Source organism: Streptomyces sp. NBC_00986 (genome assembly GCF_045162565.1).
In the GTDB taxonomy this organism is placed as follows: domain Bacteria; phylum Actinomycetota; class Actinomycetes; order Streptomycetales; family Streptomycetaceae; genus Streptomyces.
Window position 1 is genome coordinate 969,603 of sequence record NZ_CP108733.1, and the last position, 12,968, is coordinate 982,570.

Here is a 12,968-nt window from a genome sequence, read left to right on the forward strand (position 1 = left end):
CGGTGACCGGGTCACTGGGCGATCTGGCCGCCGTCGACGAGAAGGGTCTGTCCGGTCATCGCGGTGGCGTCGAGCGCCACGAACGTCACGGCCGCCGCGATCTCCTCGGCCTCCAGCAGGCGGCCCATCGGGATCTGGTCGATCCACTGCGTCATCCGCCGCGGATCGTCCATCCCGACCGTGTCGAGGATGGGGGTGCGGGTCCGTCCCGGGGCGACCGCGTTGACCCGGACCCCGTACCGCGCCCACTCGACCGCGAGCGAGCGCGCCAGCTGGGAGACGCCGGCTTTCGCGACATCGTAGGCCACGTGGTACTCGGGGTTGGTGCCGATGAAGGCGGCGATGGAGGAGATGTTCACGATCGAGCCGGACCTTCGGCTCACGAAGTGCCGGCCGAACTCGCGGCTGGCCACGAAGGTGCCGGTCAGGTCGACGTCGAGGACGCGGTGCCAGACCTCGTCCGTCACGTCGAGGGCGTCGTCCTCGTGGGCGATGCCCGCGTTGTTGACCAGGACGTCGACGCGGCCGAAGCGGCGTACGACCTCACCCGCGACCCCCGCCACGGCCCGGGGGTCGGAGACGTCCAGGGGCAGGAAGTCGCCGCCGACCTCCTTGGCCACGGCGGTGCCGGTATCGGTGTTGCGGTCGGTGACGACGACCCCTACGCCACGGGCGGCGAGGGCCACGGCGATGGCGCGCCCGATTCCCTGGCCCGCGCCGGTGACGACGGCCACGCGCTCCTCGGTGTGCCTCAGGGGCGACTCGGTCATCTCGTTCCTTCCGTCGGTGATGGAGCGGGGGTCTCAGAGGGTCCTGGCCGAGCCCGCACCGGGGATCTGCCATCGCACCCGCGCGGCCGGGTCGATCGCCGTCGAGGCGCCGGGACTGTGCGGACGCTCCATGAGCCCCTCGCGTACGACGCTGCGCTCGACGAAGGCTTCCTGGGTCCAGGGGATGAACTCGACGAGGGGCGGCACCTCCGAGAGGACGGTGCCGACCAGGTGCTGGTGCACCTGCATCATGTCGCCGGCGTGCGGCGCGAACCGCAGGCCCCGTGCCGCCGCGTGCGCCGCGATCTGCAGGAACTCGGTGACGCCGCCGACCCGGGTGACGTCGGCCTGGACGACGCGGATGGCGTCGGCGGCCATGAAGGAGGCGAACTGGTGGTACGAGTAGATGCTTTCGCCGGCCGCCACGTCCAGCCGCGTCGACGACTGGAGGCGGGCGTGGGCCTGGAGGTCGTCGGCGTGGAAGGGCTCCTCGACCCAGTCCATCGCCGCCTCTTCCAGGACCGGCATGATCTGGTTCGCCGTCGACAGGTCCCAGCGCTGGTTGGCGTCGCACATCAGGGTCACCTCGTCGCCGAGCGCCCGCCGGACCGCGCGCACGCGTCGGGCGTCCTCGCGCCAGTCGGAGCGCCCCACCTTGATCTTCACCCGGGACCAGCCGTGGTCGACCAACGAGGTGAGATCCCGGACCAGTTCGGAGTCGGTGAGGTTGAGCCAGCCACCGTCGGTGTTGTACGCCTCGACGCTCTCCTGCGTGCCGCCCAGCAGCCGCCACAGGGGCATGCCGGCCCGCTGTGCGGCGAGGTCCCACAGGGCGATGTCGACCATGGCGAGGGCCATGTGGACGACACCGGCCCGGCCGATCCAGTGCGTGGGCAGCCAGTACAGGCGCTTCCAGGTGCCGAGGATGTCCTCCGACGAGGTGTCCAGGAGGGCGTCGGCATAGTAGGAGAGGATCACGTCGGAGAGGAGTTCGGGAGCGCAGTGGACGCCGGAGATCCCCGTCCCGACCAGGCCGTCGGCGGTGCGGATCTCGACCACGGGCACCGTCCAGTGCGCCATGGCGGCCGTGGAGTCGGCGATGGGCCGCTTCAGGGGCACGGCGAGGGCGTAGGTCTCCACGGAGGTGATCACGGCACCGTCGTCGCCGCGAAGAAGGTCCGCTCCGTGCGCGGACAGCAGCCCGCGGGCGGTGCCGAAAGAAGTCTGGTCGGTCATTGTTCCAGTCGGCCATGGTCGCCGGAACTCGTCAACAGCGAAATACGAATACACATGATCTGCCGCGCAGATGACATGCCGTCAGCGGGAATTCCCGACCGCCGGTGGTCCGACTGCGAGGAGAGGAGGTTCGGTCAATGACGCTCGAACTGGCTTGGTTGCGTACCTGGGTCGAGGTCGTGGATACCGGCGGATTCACCAGAGCGGCCGAAAAGTTGCATTTGTCGCAACCACGCGTCTCGGCGCACATCGCGAATCTGGAACGCGAACTCGGCTGCCTGCTCATCGAACGCCGTATCCGACCGCTCACCCTCACCGACGACGGGCGCGCTCTGCTGGCCCGGGCGCGATCGGTTCTCGCCGCCGCCGATGAATTGGTCACCGCACGCCAGACCGACCGGGGTGACATCTCGGGAACCGTCACGGTCGCGAGTTTCGCCAGCGGGAGTTCCGAATTCCTCCCGGCGGTCATCACTGCGCTGCAGAAGGAGCATCCGCGGATCCGGGTGGCGGTCCTGGACGGGGACGCCGGCTTCATCGAGGCGGCACTGTCCGAGCGCCGGGTCTCGGTGGCCCTGCGCCCGGTCCGGCCCGAGCCGCACGACCACGGCTTCACCATGCGTCCGCTGTGGCGGGAGCCGTTCGTCATGCTCGCCCCGACCGGTCATCCGCTGCTCAAGAAGGACGAGATCGAACTCGCGGACTTCGCGGACCAACGCGTCATCACGATCGGCGATCCCCTCGCGAATACGGTCGTCGGCTACGAGGCCGAGGTCGAATTGAGCATCAAGGACCTGGTCGCGCCATCCGGAACCGTCTCCCATCAGCCGACCACTCTCGGCGCGATGGTCCGCGCCGGACACGGAATCGGCATCATCAACTACCTCGGTGCGGTGATGATCCTGCGCGAAGGAATGGAAATGCGCCCCATTCAGCATCTCAACCGCTATCGGGACGTGGGAATCTGGTGGCATTCGGAACGTCCGCTGGGCGCGGCCGCACAAGCGTTCATCCGGGCGGTCGTAAAAGCGCCGAGGCCCGAAGGCACGACCGCCGTTCCCCCGGTGTGACGCGGCCCGGATCCATTCGCGGAACGAATGCCCCGCATCCGTTAGTCAGCGTTGACGATCGCGGGTGACCGGGGCGAGGTTGAAGGAAAACGAGAGACAGAACGAAGGGAGTCGCGATGGCCGATGTCCGCACGTACACGAATCTCGATGTGGCCGTACGCAATGACACGTCGGACGTGGGTGAGGGGCCGGTGTTCGATCCTCGCACCGGGCATCTCCTCTGGGTCGACATCTACGGCCGCAAGATTTTTCAAGACAACCTGACCACAGGACGACAGACCGTCACGGACGTCGGCACGATGATCGGCGCGGTCGCACCGCGCGCTACGCACGACGGTTTCGCCGTCGCGGTGGCAGACGGGTTCGGCTACGTCACCGGCGACGGACTGACCCTGGTCGATCCCGTCCTCCCCGAGCCGAACCTGCGCATGAACGACGGCAAGGTGGACTCCCACGGCAGGTTCTGGGCCGGCAGCAACGACATGGAGTTCGCACCCGGCCAGGGCCGACTGCACCGGTGGGACGGCGACGGCCCGAGCGTCGTCGTCGCGGACGGGCTCGTGCTGCCGAACGGGCTTGGCTGGAACGCCGAGGACACCGTCATGTACCTCGCCGACAGCTACGCCAACCTCCTGTACCGCGCGGACTTCCACGCCGAGCCGGGAGAACTCGGCCGCCTGGAGGTGCTGACCAGGACCGAGGGAGTCGGAGTCCCCGACGGCCTCGCCGTCGACGTCGAGGGGTGCTTCTGGGTGGCCATGCACGGAGGACGCGAAGTGCGGCGCTACGACCCGACGGGCCGCGTCGTCGGACTCGTACCGGTGCCCGTGCTCCAGCCGACGAGTTGCGCTTTCGGCGCGAACGGCCGCCTGTTCATCACGTCCGCGCGAAACGGCCTGTCCGCCGAGGAGTTGGCCAAGTCCCCGTTGTCCGGCTCTGTGTTCGTCGTCGAGACCGGAACGGAGGGCGTTCCGGTCCGGCCGTTCCGCGCCTGACCCAACTCCCCCTCCGACCCAACTCCCCTTGAGGCACCGCGCATTCGTAATCCGGATGACCGACCATCGATAACCGTCTTTCCCTTCTGGGGTGTTGGCGTCCTACGGTCGATCACGTGAACCGTGAACGTCGTGACTCAGGGGGACCTGGTCCGGGGCCGGCGGCAACCGTCAAGCCGCTGGTGCCTCGTCCCGGCGTGGACGACATAGGGCTGCTCCTCAGCGATGTGCCGGAGGGAACACTCCTCGAACTCCCCGACGGCACAACACCGGTACCGGCACCGGAGGACATCGCCGCCGGACACAAGGTCGCGTTGCACGCCATCCCGAAGGGCACGCCGGTCCGCAAGTACGGCGAGGTGATCGGCGTGGCCCTGGCCGACATCCCGGCGGGCGGGCACGTCCACCTGCACAACCTGGGAATCGGCCCGTGGGAGGAGCCGACCGCGAGCCCGTCGCCGAGGCGCATCCCGCCGACTCAGGTCTCCCCCACCCGCGACCACTTCCTCGGCTACCGCAGGGCCGACGGACGCGCGGCCACCCGGAACCACATCGTCATCGTCCCGACCGTGAACTGCTCCGCCACGGTGGCCCGGATGATCGCCCTGCGCGCCGACGCCCTGCACAAAGGAACACCGGGCCTCGACGGCATCGTCGCGCTCCCGCACGACCTCGGCTGCGGAATGGCGGAGGGCACTCCCGGGGACGCGATCCTGCGGCGCACGCTGCGCGGTTACCTCGGCCACGCCAATGTCGCGGGTGCCCTGCTGATCAGCCTCGGCTGCGAGGTGAACCAGCCGGAGAACGTCCTTGGCGGCGGAGTGGACGCAGAGACCCTCGCCATCCAGCAACTCGGCGGCACCGCGGCCACGTTGAACACCGCGCTCGACCGCATCGCGGACCTGGTCTCCCGCATCACCCGGACACACCGCGTCCCGATCCCCCTCTCCGAACTCACCCTCGGCCTCCAGTGCGGCGGCAGCGACGCCTACTCCGGACTCACCGCCAACCCGACGCTCGGTGTGGCGGCCGACCTCCTCGTCTCAGCCGGCGGCAAGGTCGTACTCGGCGAGACCCCGGAGATCTACGGCGCCCACCACCTCCTACGAGACAGGGCGTCGGCCCCGGAGGCGGCGGCCCGCATCGACCAACTCATCGCCTGGTGGCAGGAGTACACCGCAGCCAACGGCGCGACCCTCGACAACAACCCGTCCCGCGGAAACCGCGCCGGTGGCATCACGACCATCTGGGAGAAGTCCCTCGGCGCCGTGCTCAAGTCCGGGACCACCCCGCTGAACGACGTGGTCGGATACGCGGAGCCGGTCACCGCACCGGGCCTCACCTTCATGGACACCCCCGGCTACGACCCGGTGTCAGCCACCGGCATGGTCGCAGGCGGCGCCAACCTGCTCGCCTTCACAACCGGCCGCGGCTCGCTGTTCGGCTCCCGTCCCGTCCCCTGTCTCAAGATCAGCACCACCAGCGGGCTGTACGAGCGGATGCGCGGCGACATCGACTTCGACGCCGGGCCCGCCATGAACCACACCGATCAACTCACGTACGGCACCGCCCTGTTCGAGGCCCTCGTGGACATGGCCTCCGGTGCGGAGAGCAAGTCCGAGGCACTCGGTTTCGGCACGGAGGAGATCATCCCCTGGCGCATGGGGGCTGTCCTGTGACGGTCAGCCGCGCTCTCGGTACAGGTCGCGCAGCATGGCGATCTCCGCTCCGTGGTGCAGTACTTCCTGGTTGACCCACCACACGATGTCGATGAACGGCTCCTCCGCGTCGCTGCCGTGCGGATAGGTGCAGTACCCCACGGTGTCGAGCGCGGCCTCATCGGCACTCACCAGCGCCTTCCGCCAGGCACCCGCACCGGCGTCGAAGGCATCGACCGCGCCGACGGCATCGCCGCTGACGGAGTGGTCGTCGCGGGTCAACGTGCGGCTGCCGGCCGTGTGGTCGGCCCGGAGAGTCAGCAGTTCGGCGAGATGGCTCAGCCGCCACGCGATGGTGGTGAAGGGTGGCGGCCAGGGATGCGGATAGGCGGCGGCATCGCGTCCCCAATCACCCTGTCCCGTCAGGGCAGTTGCCCGCGCTCCCGGACCGTCCGCCCGCCGTCGCACCGACCAGCAGTCCGACACCGGCTCCCACAAGTACTCCGCGTCGGTCATGGGCCCGACCCTGGTGTCCGCCCCGTCGCCGCTGTCCATGACGGGCCCTGTCATCCGGCTGGAGAGGCGTTCGCACGCGAAGTCGAACTGCTCGAGCAGCGGAACCAGTCGGGGTGGGATCACGGGGCACTCCTGTGGCGAGCCGGTCGGGCTTCGATACGGCGGTCTGCCGACCCGGCAACCTAACAGCGCGCCTCTCCCGCCGCCCCTCATTTACTCGGTACGGGCCCGCAGTCGTCGCAGCATCCGGGCATCCTCGAACCCGACCGACCGCGCGGCCGCGTCGATCGTGGCGCCATGGCTGATGAGGTGCTCGGCGCGTTCGAGGCGCAGGGTCTGCTGATAGCGCAGCGGGGTGAGCCCGGTGGCCCGGCTGAAGAGACGGGTCAGGGTGCGTTCGCTGACGCCGACCGCCGAAGCGAGGGCCGGCAGCGGAAGCGCGCTGTCGAAGCGGGTGTCGATGAGGTCCTGGGCGCGGTGCACCGTGTCGTCGAGGTGGGAGCGGTGCCGGAGCATCGCGCTGGTCTGCGGTTCGTGGCCGTTGCGGCGGGCGTAGACGACCATGTCCCGGGCGATCTGGGCGGCTACGGCGGGGCCGTGCCTGGTGGCGACGAGGTGCAGGGCGAGGTCGATGCCGCTGGCGATGCCAGCCGAGGTGATGACCCGGTTGTCGGTGGTGAACAGGACGTCGCGGACGACCGTCGCCTTCGGGTGACGCAGGGCGAGTTCGTCCTGGACGTCGTGGTGGGTGGTGCAGTGGCGGCCGTCGAGGAGTCCGGCCCGGCCGAGCGCGTCGGCTCCGGCGCAGACGCTGGCCACCGTTCCGCCGCGAGCGTGGTGGTCCCGGAGCGCCCGCAGAGTCGTGGCGCCGATGGCGGGTGCGTCGGCCAGGGTGACGGCACGCCACCCCGGCACCACGACCAGGTCCTCGGGACCGAGCTCGGGCCAGTCGAGCGCGGCCGTCAGGGGCAGCCCCTGGGCGCTGGTGACCTGGGGCTGCTCGGCGACGTAGGAGAGCGTGTACGGGTGCCCGAAGTCGGCGGACGTGGAGAAGACCTGCGCGGGTCCTGCCAGGTCCAGCAGGTGGACTCCGGGGACCAGGAAGAAGACGACGTGGCTCACGATCCGGTCATCATGCCTGATGTGCCGCGGCGGCTTCCAGTTCGTCGACCGTCGCGATGGTGGCGAAGCGGCCTGCGAGGGCGTATTCCGTGCGGCGGATGATCTCGTCGGCGGGGAGGGTGCGGGGGTCGGCGAGGAGTTCGGCGACGGTCTGACCGGCGGGGGCGTCGCGGTGCGGGATGGGGTTAGTGGCCGTCGCGTCGGTGACGAAGGTGACCCGGTAGCCGAAGTCGCTCGCGACGCGGGTGGTGGTCTCGACGCACTGCTCGGTGCGGATGCCGCAGACGGTGAGCTCGCGGACGCCGTGTTCGGTGAGGAGTTGTTGCAGGTTGGTGGTGGTGAAGGCGTTGTGCGAGGTCTTGTGGAGGAGCGGTTCGCCCTCCGCGCGCTCCAGTCCGTCGATGAGCCGGACGTGGCCGAGGGCCGGGTCGAAGACGTCACCGCTGCCGGGCTCGGAGTGCAGCACCCACACCACGAGGTCACCGGCCCGGCGCGCCAGCTGGACCAGACGGTTCGCCTGTTCGGCGATCTTCGGGTCGGAGATGGTCTCCCACAGCGGGCGGGCGCGGAAGGATTCCTGGACGTCGATGACGATCAGTGCTCGGGTCATGTCCCCAGACTGCGCCGTGCGGGCGGGATGGCGACAGGCCGCATCGGGTCCGGGACCGGACCGATCCGGTCACCGGGTCGAGCAACCCGCCCCGACTCCGGTCACCGGATCGAACCGCCCGCCGCCGTACCGCCTACCTCAGCTCGACGAGCAGGTCGCCGCCCTCCACCTGCTGGATGCGGTTGATGGCGAGGCGGGTGACCCGCCCGGACTTGGGCGCGGTGATCGACGCCTCCATCTTCATCGCCTCGATCGTGGCGACGGTGACACCGGCCTCCACCTCGTCGCCCTCCTCGACCGAGAGGGTGACCACGCCCGCGAACGGGGCAGCCACGTGGCCGGAGTTGGCGCGGTCGGCCTTCTCGGTGACGGGGACGTCGGAGGCGGCGGCGGTGTCACGGACCTGGATCGGCCGGAGCTGCCCGTTCAGCGCGGACATCACCGTGCGCAGCCCGCGTTCGTCGGCCTCGCCGACGGCCTCCAGCTCGATGAGGAGCCGGACGCCGGGCTCCAGGTCGACCGTGTACTCCTTGCCGGGCCGGATGCCGTAGAAGAAGTCCTTGCTGTCGAGGACGCTGGTGTCGCCGTAGGTCTGGCGGTGGGTCTCGAACTCGCGGGTCGGGCCGGGGAACAGCAGGCGGTTGAGGGTGGCGCGGCGGTCCTTGTCGAGGGCCGTGCGGTCCTCGGGGCTCAGTTCCTGTACGGGCTTGGGAGCGGCGCGGCCCTGGAGTGCCTTGGTGCGGAACGGCTCGGGCCAGCCGCCGGGCGGGGTGCCCAACTCGCCTCGCAGGAAGCCGATCACGGAGTCCGGGATGTCGTACCGGTCGGGGGACGCCTCGAAGTCGGCGGGACTCACGCCGGCGCCGACCAGGTGCAGGGCGAGGTCGCCGACGACCTTCGAGGACGGGGTGACCTTCACCAGGTGGCCGAGGATGCGGTCGGCGGCGGCGTACATCGCCTCGATGTCCTCGAAGCGGTCACCAAGGCCGAGCGCGATCGCCTGGGTGCGCAGGTTGGAGAGCTGGCCGCCGGGGATCTCGTGGTGGTAGACGCGGCCGGTGGGCGAGGCGAGGCCCGCCTCGAAGGGGGCGTAGATCTTGCGGACGCTCTCCCAGTACGGTTCCAGGTCGCCGATGGCCTGGAGGTCGAGGCCGGTGGGGCGGTCGGAGTAGTCGGTCGCGGCGACGATCGCGGAGAGGGACGGCTGCGAGGTCGTGCCCGCCATGGAGGCCACCGCGCCGTCGACGGCGTCCGCGCCGGCCTGGATCGCGGCGAGGTAGGTGGCGAGCTGGCCCCCCGCGGTGTCGTGGGTGTGCAGGTGGACCGGCAGGCCGAACTCGCGGCGCAGCGCCGATACGAGGGTCGCGGCGGCCGGGGCGCGCAGCAGGCCCGCCATGTCCTTGACGGCCAGGACGTGTGCGCCCGCTTCTACGATCTGTTCGGCCAGGCGGAGGTAGTAATCGAGCGTGTAGAGGCGCTCGCCCGGGTCGGACAGGTCCGAGGTGTAGCAGAGGGCGACCTCGGCGATCGACGTTCCGGTGGCGCGTACGGCGTCGATGGCCGGGCGCATCTGGCCCACGTCGTTCAGCGCGTCGAAGATGCGGAAGATGTCGATGCCGGTGGCGGCGGCCTCCTGGACGAAGGCGTCGGTCACCTGGGTCGGGTAGGGCGTGTAGCCGACGGTGTTGCGGCCGCGCAGCAGCATCTGGAGGCAGATGTTGGGGACGGCCTCGCGCAGGGCGGCCAGCCTGTCCCAGGGGTCCTCGGCGAGGAAGCGCAGCGCGACGTCGTAGGTGGCGCCGCCCCAGCACTCCAGGGAGAGGAGTTGGGGCACGGTGTGGGCGACGACCGGGGCGACCGCGAGGAGGTCCTTGGTGCGGACGCGGGTGGCGAGGAGTGACTGGTGGGCGTCGCGGAAGGTGGTGTCGGTGACGCCGATCGTGGGCGACTCGCGCAGGTGACGGGCGAAGCCCTCGGGACCGAGTTCGGCGAGCAACTGCCGCGAACCGGCCGGGGGTTCGGCGCTCGGGACCGGCGGCAGCTTGGTCGTCGGGTCGATCAGGTCGGGGCGTTCACCGTGCGGCTTGTTGACCGTGACGTCGGCCAGGTAGGTGAGCAACTTGGTTCCGCGGTCGGCCGATTGACGGGCCGTCAGTAGTTGCGGGCGCTGCTCGATGAACGAGGTGGTGATGCGCCCGGCCTGGAAGTCCGGGTCGTCCAGCACCGCTTGCAGGAACGGGATGTTGGTGGACACACCACGGATACGGAACTCGGCGACGGCGCGCCGGGCGCGGTTGACGGCGGTGGTGAAGTCCCGTCCCCGGCAGGTGAGTTTGACCAGCATGGAGTCGAAGTGTGCGCTGATCTCCGTACCGGCGTGGGTGGTTCCGCCGTCGAGTCGGATGCCGGAGCCGCCGGGCGAGCGGTAGGCGCTGATCCGGCCGGTGTCCGGGCGGAAGCCGTTGGCGGGGTCCTCGGTGGTGATACGGCACTGGAGCGCGGCGCCGTGCAGGGTGACCGTCTCCTGGGAGAGGCCGAGGTCGGCGAGGGTCTCCCCGGAGGCGATGCGCAGCTGGGCCTGGACGAGGTCGACGTCGGTGACCTCCTCGGTGACCGTGTGCTCGACCTGGATGCGCGGGTTCATCTCGATGAAGACGTGGTTGCCGGCCGGGTCGAGGAGGAACTCGACGGTGCCCGCGTTGCGGTAGCCGATCTCGCGGGCGAAGCGGACCGCGTCGGCGCAGATCCGGTCGCGCAGGGCCGGGTCGAGGTTGGGCGCGGGGGCCAGCTCGACGACCTTCTGGTGCCGGCGTTGCAGCGAGCAGTCGCGCTCGAAGAGGTGGATGACGTTGCCCTCGCCGTCGGCGAGGATCTGCACCTCGATATGACGGGGGTCGACGACGGCCTTCTCCAGGAACACCGTGGCGTCGCCGAACGCGGACATGGCCTCGCGGGCGGCGGCCTCGATGGACTCGCGCAGGGTCGCGGGGTCCTCGACGCGGCGCATACCGCGCCCGCCGCCGCCGGCGACCGCCTTCACGAACACGGGGAAGCCGATGTCCTCGGCGGCGCGGACCAGTTCGTCGACGTCGGTGGAGGGCGCCGAGGAGCCGAGCACCGGTACGCCGGCCGCGCGGGCGGCGGCGATCGCCGTGGCCTTGTTGCCGGTCATCTCCAGGATGTGGGCGCTGGGACCGACGAAGGTGATGCCCGCCTCCTCGCAGGCGCGGGCGAGTTCGGGGTTCTCGGAGAGAAACCCGTAGCCCGGATAGACCGCGTCCGCTCCCGCGCGCTGAGCGGCGCGGACGATCTCCTCGACGGAGAGATAGGCGCGGACCGGATGCCCGGGCTCACCGATCTCATAGGCCTCGTCGGCCTTGAGCCGGTGCAGCGAATTGCGGTCCTCGTGCGGGAAGACCGCGACCGTTCGCGCGCCCAGCTCATAGCCGGCGCGGAACGCCCTGATCGCGATCTCTCCACGGTTGGCGACCAGCACCTTGCGGAACATTCCCGATCCCTTCAGCCTGCCGATGACGTGCACCATGGTGTCGGCGCCGCCCCTATAACGCCATGTGAGCCGGGACACTAGTCGCAAACGTGTCACCCAGAGCGCTCCGCCGGGCTAACGGTAAAGAAATCGTATGGTCTAGTCCAAAGTGGGCTTTGGTCCAGTCCAATCCATTGACGTGGCCGCGACAGCACCAGAAGCTGGGCGCCTCCCCCATCCCCACCGGAGGCACAACGTGACACGTCTTCGTGCATGTCTGGTCGCGGCGGCCGCCGTGACGACCGCCGCCGCGGGCACGACCGCGCTGGTCGCGACCAACGCCCAGGGCGCCACCAACGCGGCCACCGCGCTGAGCAACCGCTGGTACGCCGCGGCCCCCTATCTGATGCCGACGGACAACAACCCGCCGGACGCGGGCGCCATCATGGACGCCACCGGCCTCAAGGCCTTCCAGCTCGCCTTCGTCCTCGCCCCCAACGGCGGCGGCTGCTCCCCCACCTGGGGCGGCACTTCACCGGTCTCCTCGGACACCGCCGTCCAGTCGGTGATCAACACGATCCGCGCCAAGGGCGGCGACGTCTCCGTCTCCATCGGCGGCTACGGCGGCACCAAGCTCGGCCAGGCCTGCGCCGACCCGGCCTCGACGGCGGCGGCGTACCAGCAGGTGATCACCAAGTACGGCCTGCACGCGATCGACTTCGACCTGGAGGAGCCGGAGTACGAGAACACCGCGGCCATCCACAACGAGATCGGCGCGGCCAAGATCCTCCAGACGAACAACCCGGGCCTGTACGTCTCCGTCACCACGGCCGGTACGGCGGACGGAACGGGCTGGTTCGGCAAGCAGATGCTGCTGGAAGCGAAGTCGCAGGGCTTCACGCCGAACAACTTCTCCATCATGCCGTTCGACGGCGGCTTCAACGGAGCGGCCTCCCAGACCAGCGCGCTCACCAACTTCAACTCCATCCTCCAGTCCACGTTCGGCTGGGACCAGGCGACCGCGTACGCCCACGAGGGCTTCTCGGGCATGAACGGGCGCAGCGACACCGGCGAGTACTTCACGCAGGCGGACTTCCAGACCGTCCTGAACTACGCCACCAGCCACAACATGGACCGCTTCACGTTCTGGTCCCTGAACCGCGACCGGCAGTGCAGTCCGGTCGACAACGGCGGTACGACGTCCGGGACCTGCTCCAGCGTGGCGCAGAACGCCTGGGACTTCGCCAAGTACTCGGTGCAGTTCGCGGGCGTGACCCCGCCGACCTCGACACCCACGCCGACCCCGACGCCCACCCCCGGCACGTGCAAGACAGCATGGAGTTCCACGGCCGTCTACACGCAGGGCAACGAGGTGTCGTACGGCAACCACAACTGGGTGGCCAAGTGGTGGACCCAGAACGAGGTGCCCGGTGCCTCCCAGTGGGGCCCCTGGCAGGACGAGGGCTCCTGCTGATCCGGCGGGAACAGTAGGACACGGACCGCG

General features: G+C 69.8%; 10 protein-coding genes. 4 read left to right on the top strand and 6 right to left on the bottom strand.

Annotated elements, in window-relative coordinates; all coding sequences use genetic code 11:
* Positions 1 to 11 precede the first annotated feature (11 nt).
* Both OG504_RS04275 and OG504_RS04280 read right to left on the bottom strand, forming a co-directional pair.
* Entirely contained in the window at positions 12 to 770 is a 759-nt protein-coding gene (locus OG504_RS04275) for an SDR family NAD(P)-dependent oxidoreductase (protein WP_405988462.1), read from the bottom strand.
* Positions 771 to 803: 33 nt separating this feature from the next.
* Positions 804 to 2,006 carry a mandelate racemase/muconate lactonizing enzyme family protein gene (locus tag OG504_RS04280; RefSeq protein WP_405988463.1) on the bottom strand — a complete coding sequence of 401 codons (1,203 nt, stop codon included), beginning with the start codon at positions 2,004 to 2,006 and terminating at the stop codon, positions 804 to 806.
* A gap of 137 nt (positions 2,007 to 2,143) precedes the next feature.
* On the opposite strand from OG504_RS04280, the gene OG504_RS04285 reads away from it, so the two are divergent.
* From OG504_RS04285 to OG504_RS04295, 3 genes are all read left to right on the top strand, one after another.
* Positions 2,144 to 3,076, top strand: a complete 933-nt coding sequence (locus tag OG504_RS04285) for a LysR family transcriptional regulator (RefSeq protein WP_405988464.1) — start codon at positions 2,144 to 2,146, stop codon at positions 3,074 to 3,076.
* Between the two features lie 116 nt (positions 3,077 to 3,192).
* The gene (locus tag OG504_RS04290; protein ID WP_405988465.1) at positions 3,193 to 4,071 is read left to right on the top strand and encodes an SMP-30/gluconolactonase/LRE family protein; all 879 of its coding nucleotides are present in this window, start codon (positions 3,193 to 3,195) and stop codon (positions 4,069 to 4,071) included.
* Between the two features lie 197 nt (positions 4,072 to 4,268).
* Positions 4,269 to 5,750 (top strand): UxaA family hydrolase, encoded by a 1,482-nt coding sequence (locus OG504_RS04295; protein ID WP_405988466.1) that lies wholly within the window; start codon positions 4,269 to 4,271, stop codon positions 5,748 to 5,750.
* A 3-nt stretch (positions 5,751 to 5,753) separates the two neighbouring features.
* Here OG504_RS04295 and OG504_RS04300 read toward each other — a convergent pair whose 3' ends face one another.
* From OG504_RS04300 to OG504_RS04315, 4 genes are all read right to left on the bottom strand, one after another.
* Positions 5,754 to 6,368 (bottom strand): DinB family protein, encoded by a 615-nt coding sequence (locus OG504_RS04300; protein ID WP_405945610.1) that lies wholly within the window; start codon positions 6,366 to 6,368, stop codon positions 5,754 to 5,756.
* 90 nt (positions 6,369 to 6,458) lie between these two features.
* Complete coding sequence (locus OG504_RS04305; RefSeq protein WP_405988467.1) at positions 6,459 to 7,367, bottom strand: GlxA family transcriptional regulator; 909 nt, start codon at positions 7,365 to 7,367, stop codon at positions 6,459 to 6,461.
* 10 nt (positions 7,368 to 7,377) lie between these two features.
* The gene (locus tag OG504_RS04310) at positions 7,378 to 7,977 is read right to left on the bottom strand and encodes a cysteine hydrolase family protein (protein WP_405988468.1); all 600 of its coding nucleotides are present in this window, start codon (positions 7,975 to 7,977) and stop codon (positions 7,378 to 7,380) included.
* A 133-nt stretch (positions 7,978 to 8,110) separates the two neighbouring features.
* On the bottom strand, positions 8,111 to 11,485 hold the full coding sequence (locus OG504_RS04315; RefSeq protein ID WP_405988469.1) for a pyruvate carboxylase: 3,375 nt from the start codon (positions 11,483 to 11,485) through the stop codon (positions 8,111 to 8,113).
* Positions 11,486 to 11,720: 235 nt separating this feature from the next.
* Between OG504_RS04315 and OG504_RS04320 the strand changes: the two genes are divergently transcribed.
* Positions 11,721 to 12,938: a chitinase gene (locus tag OG504_RS04320; RefSeq protein ID WP_405988470.1), complete on the top strand. Its 1,218-nt coding sequence runs from the start codon at positions 11,721 to 11,723 to the stop codon at positions 12,936 to 12,938.
* Positions 12,939 to 12,968 lie beyond the last annotated feature (30 nt).

Bases quoted from the DNA above. Each gene is read 5' to 3' on its own strand.
- OG504_RS04275 (WP_405988462.1), bottom strand. From the start codon at position 770: ATGACCGAGTCGCCCCTGAGGCACACCGAGGAGCGCGTGGCCGTCGTC.
- OG504_RS04280 (WP_405988463.1), bottom strand. From the start codon at position 2,006: ATGACCGACCAGACTTCTTTCGGCACCGCCCGCGGGCTGCTGTCCGCG.
- OG504_RS04285 (WP_405988464.1), top strand. From the start codon at position 2,144: ATGACGCTCGAACTGGCTTGGTTGCGTACCTGGGTCGAGGTCGTGGAT.
- OG504_RS04290 (WP_405988465.1), top strand. From the start codon at position 3,193: ATGGCCGATGTCCGCACGTACACGAATCTCGATGTGGCCGTACGCAAT.
- OG504_RS04310 (WP_405988468.1), bottom strand. From the start codon at position 7,977: ATGACCCGAGCACTGATCGTCATCGACGTCCAGGAATCCTTCCGCGCC.
- OG504_RS04315 (WP_405988469.1), bottom strand. From the start codon at position 11,485: ATGTTCCGCAAGGTGCTGGTCGCCAACCGTGGAGAGATCGCGATCAGG.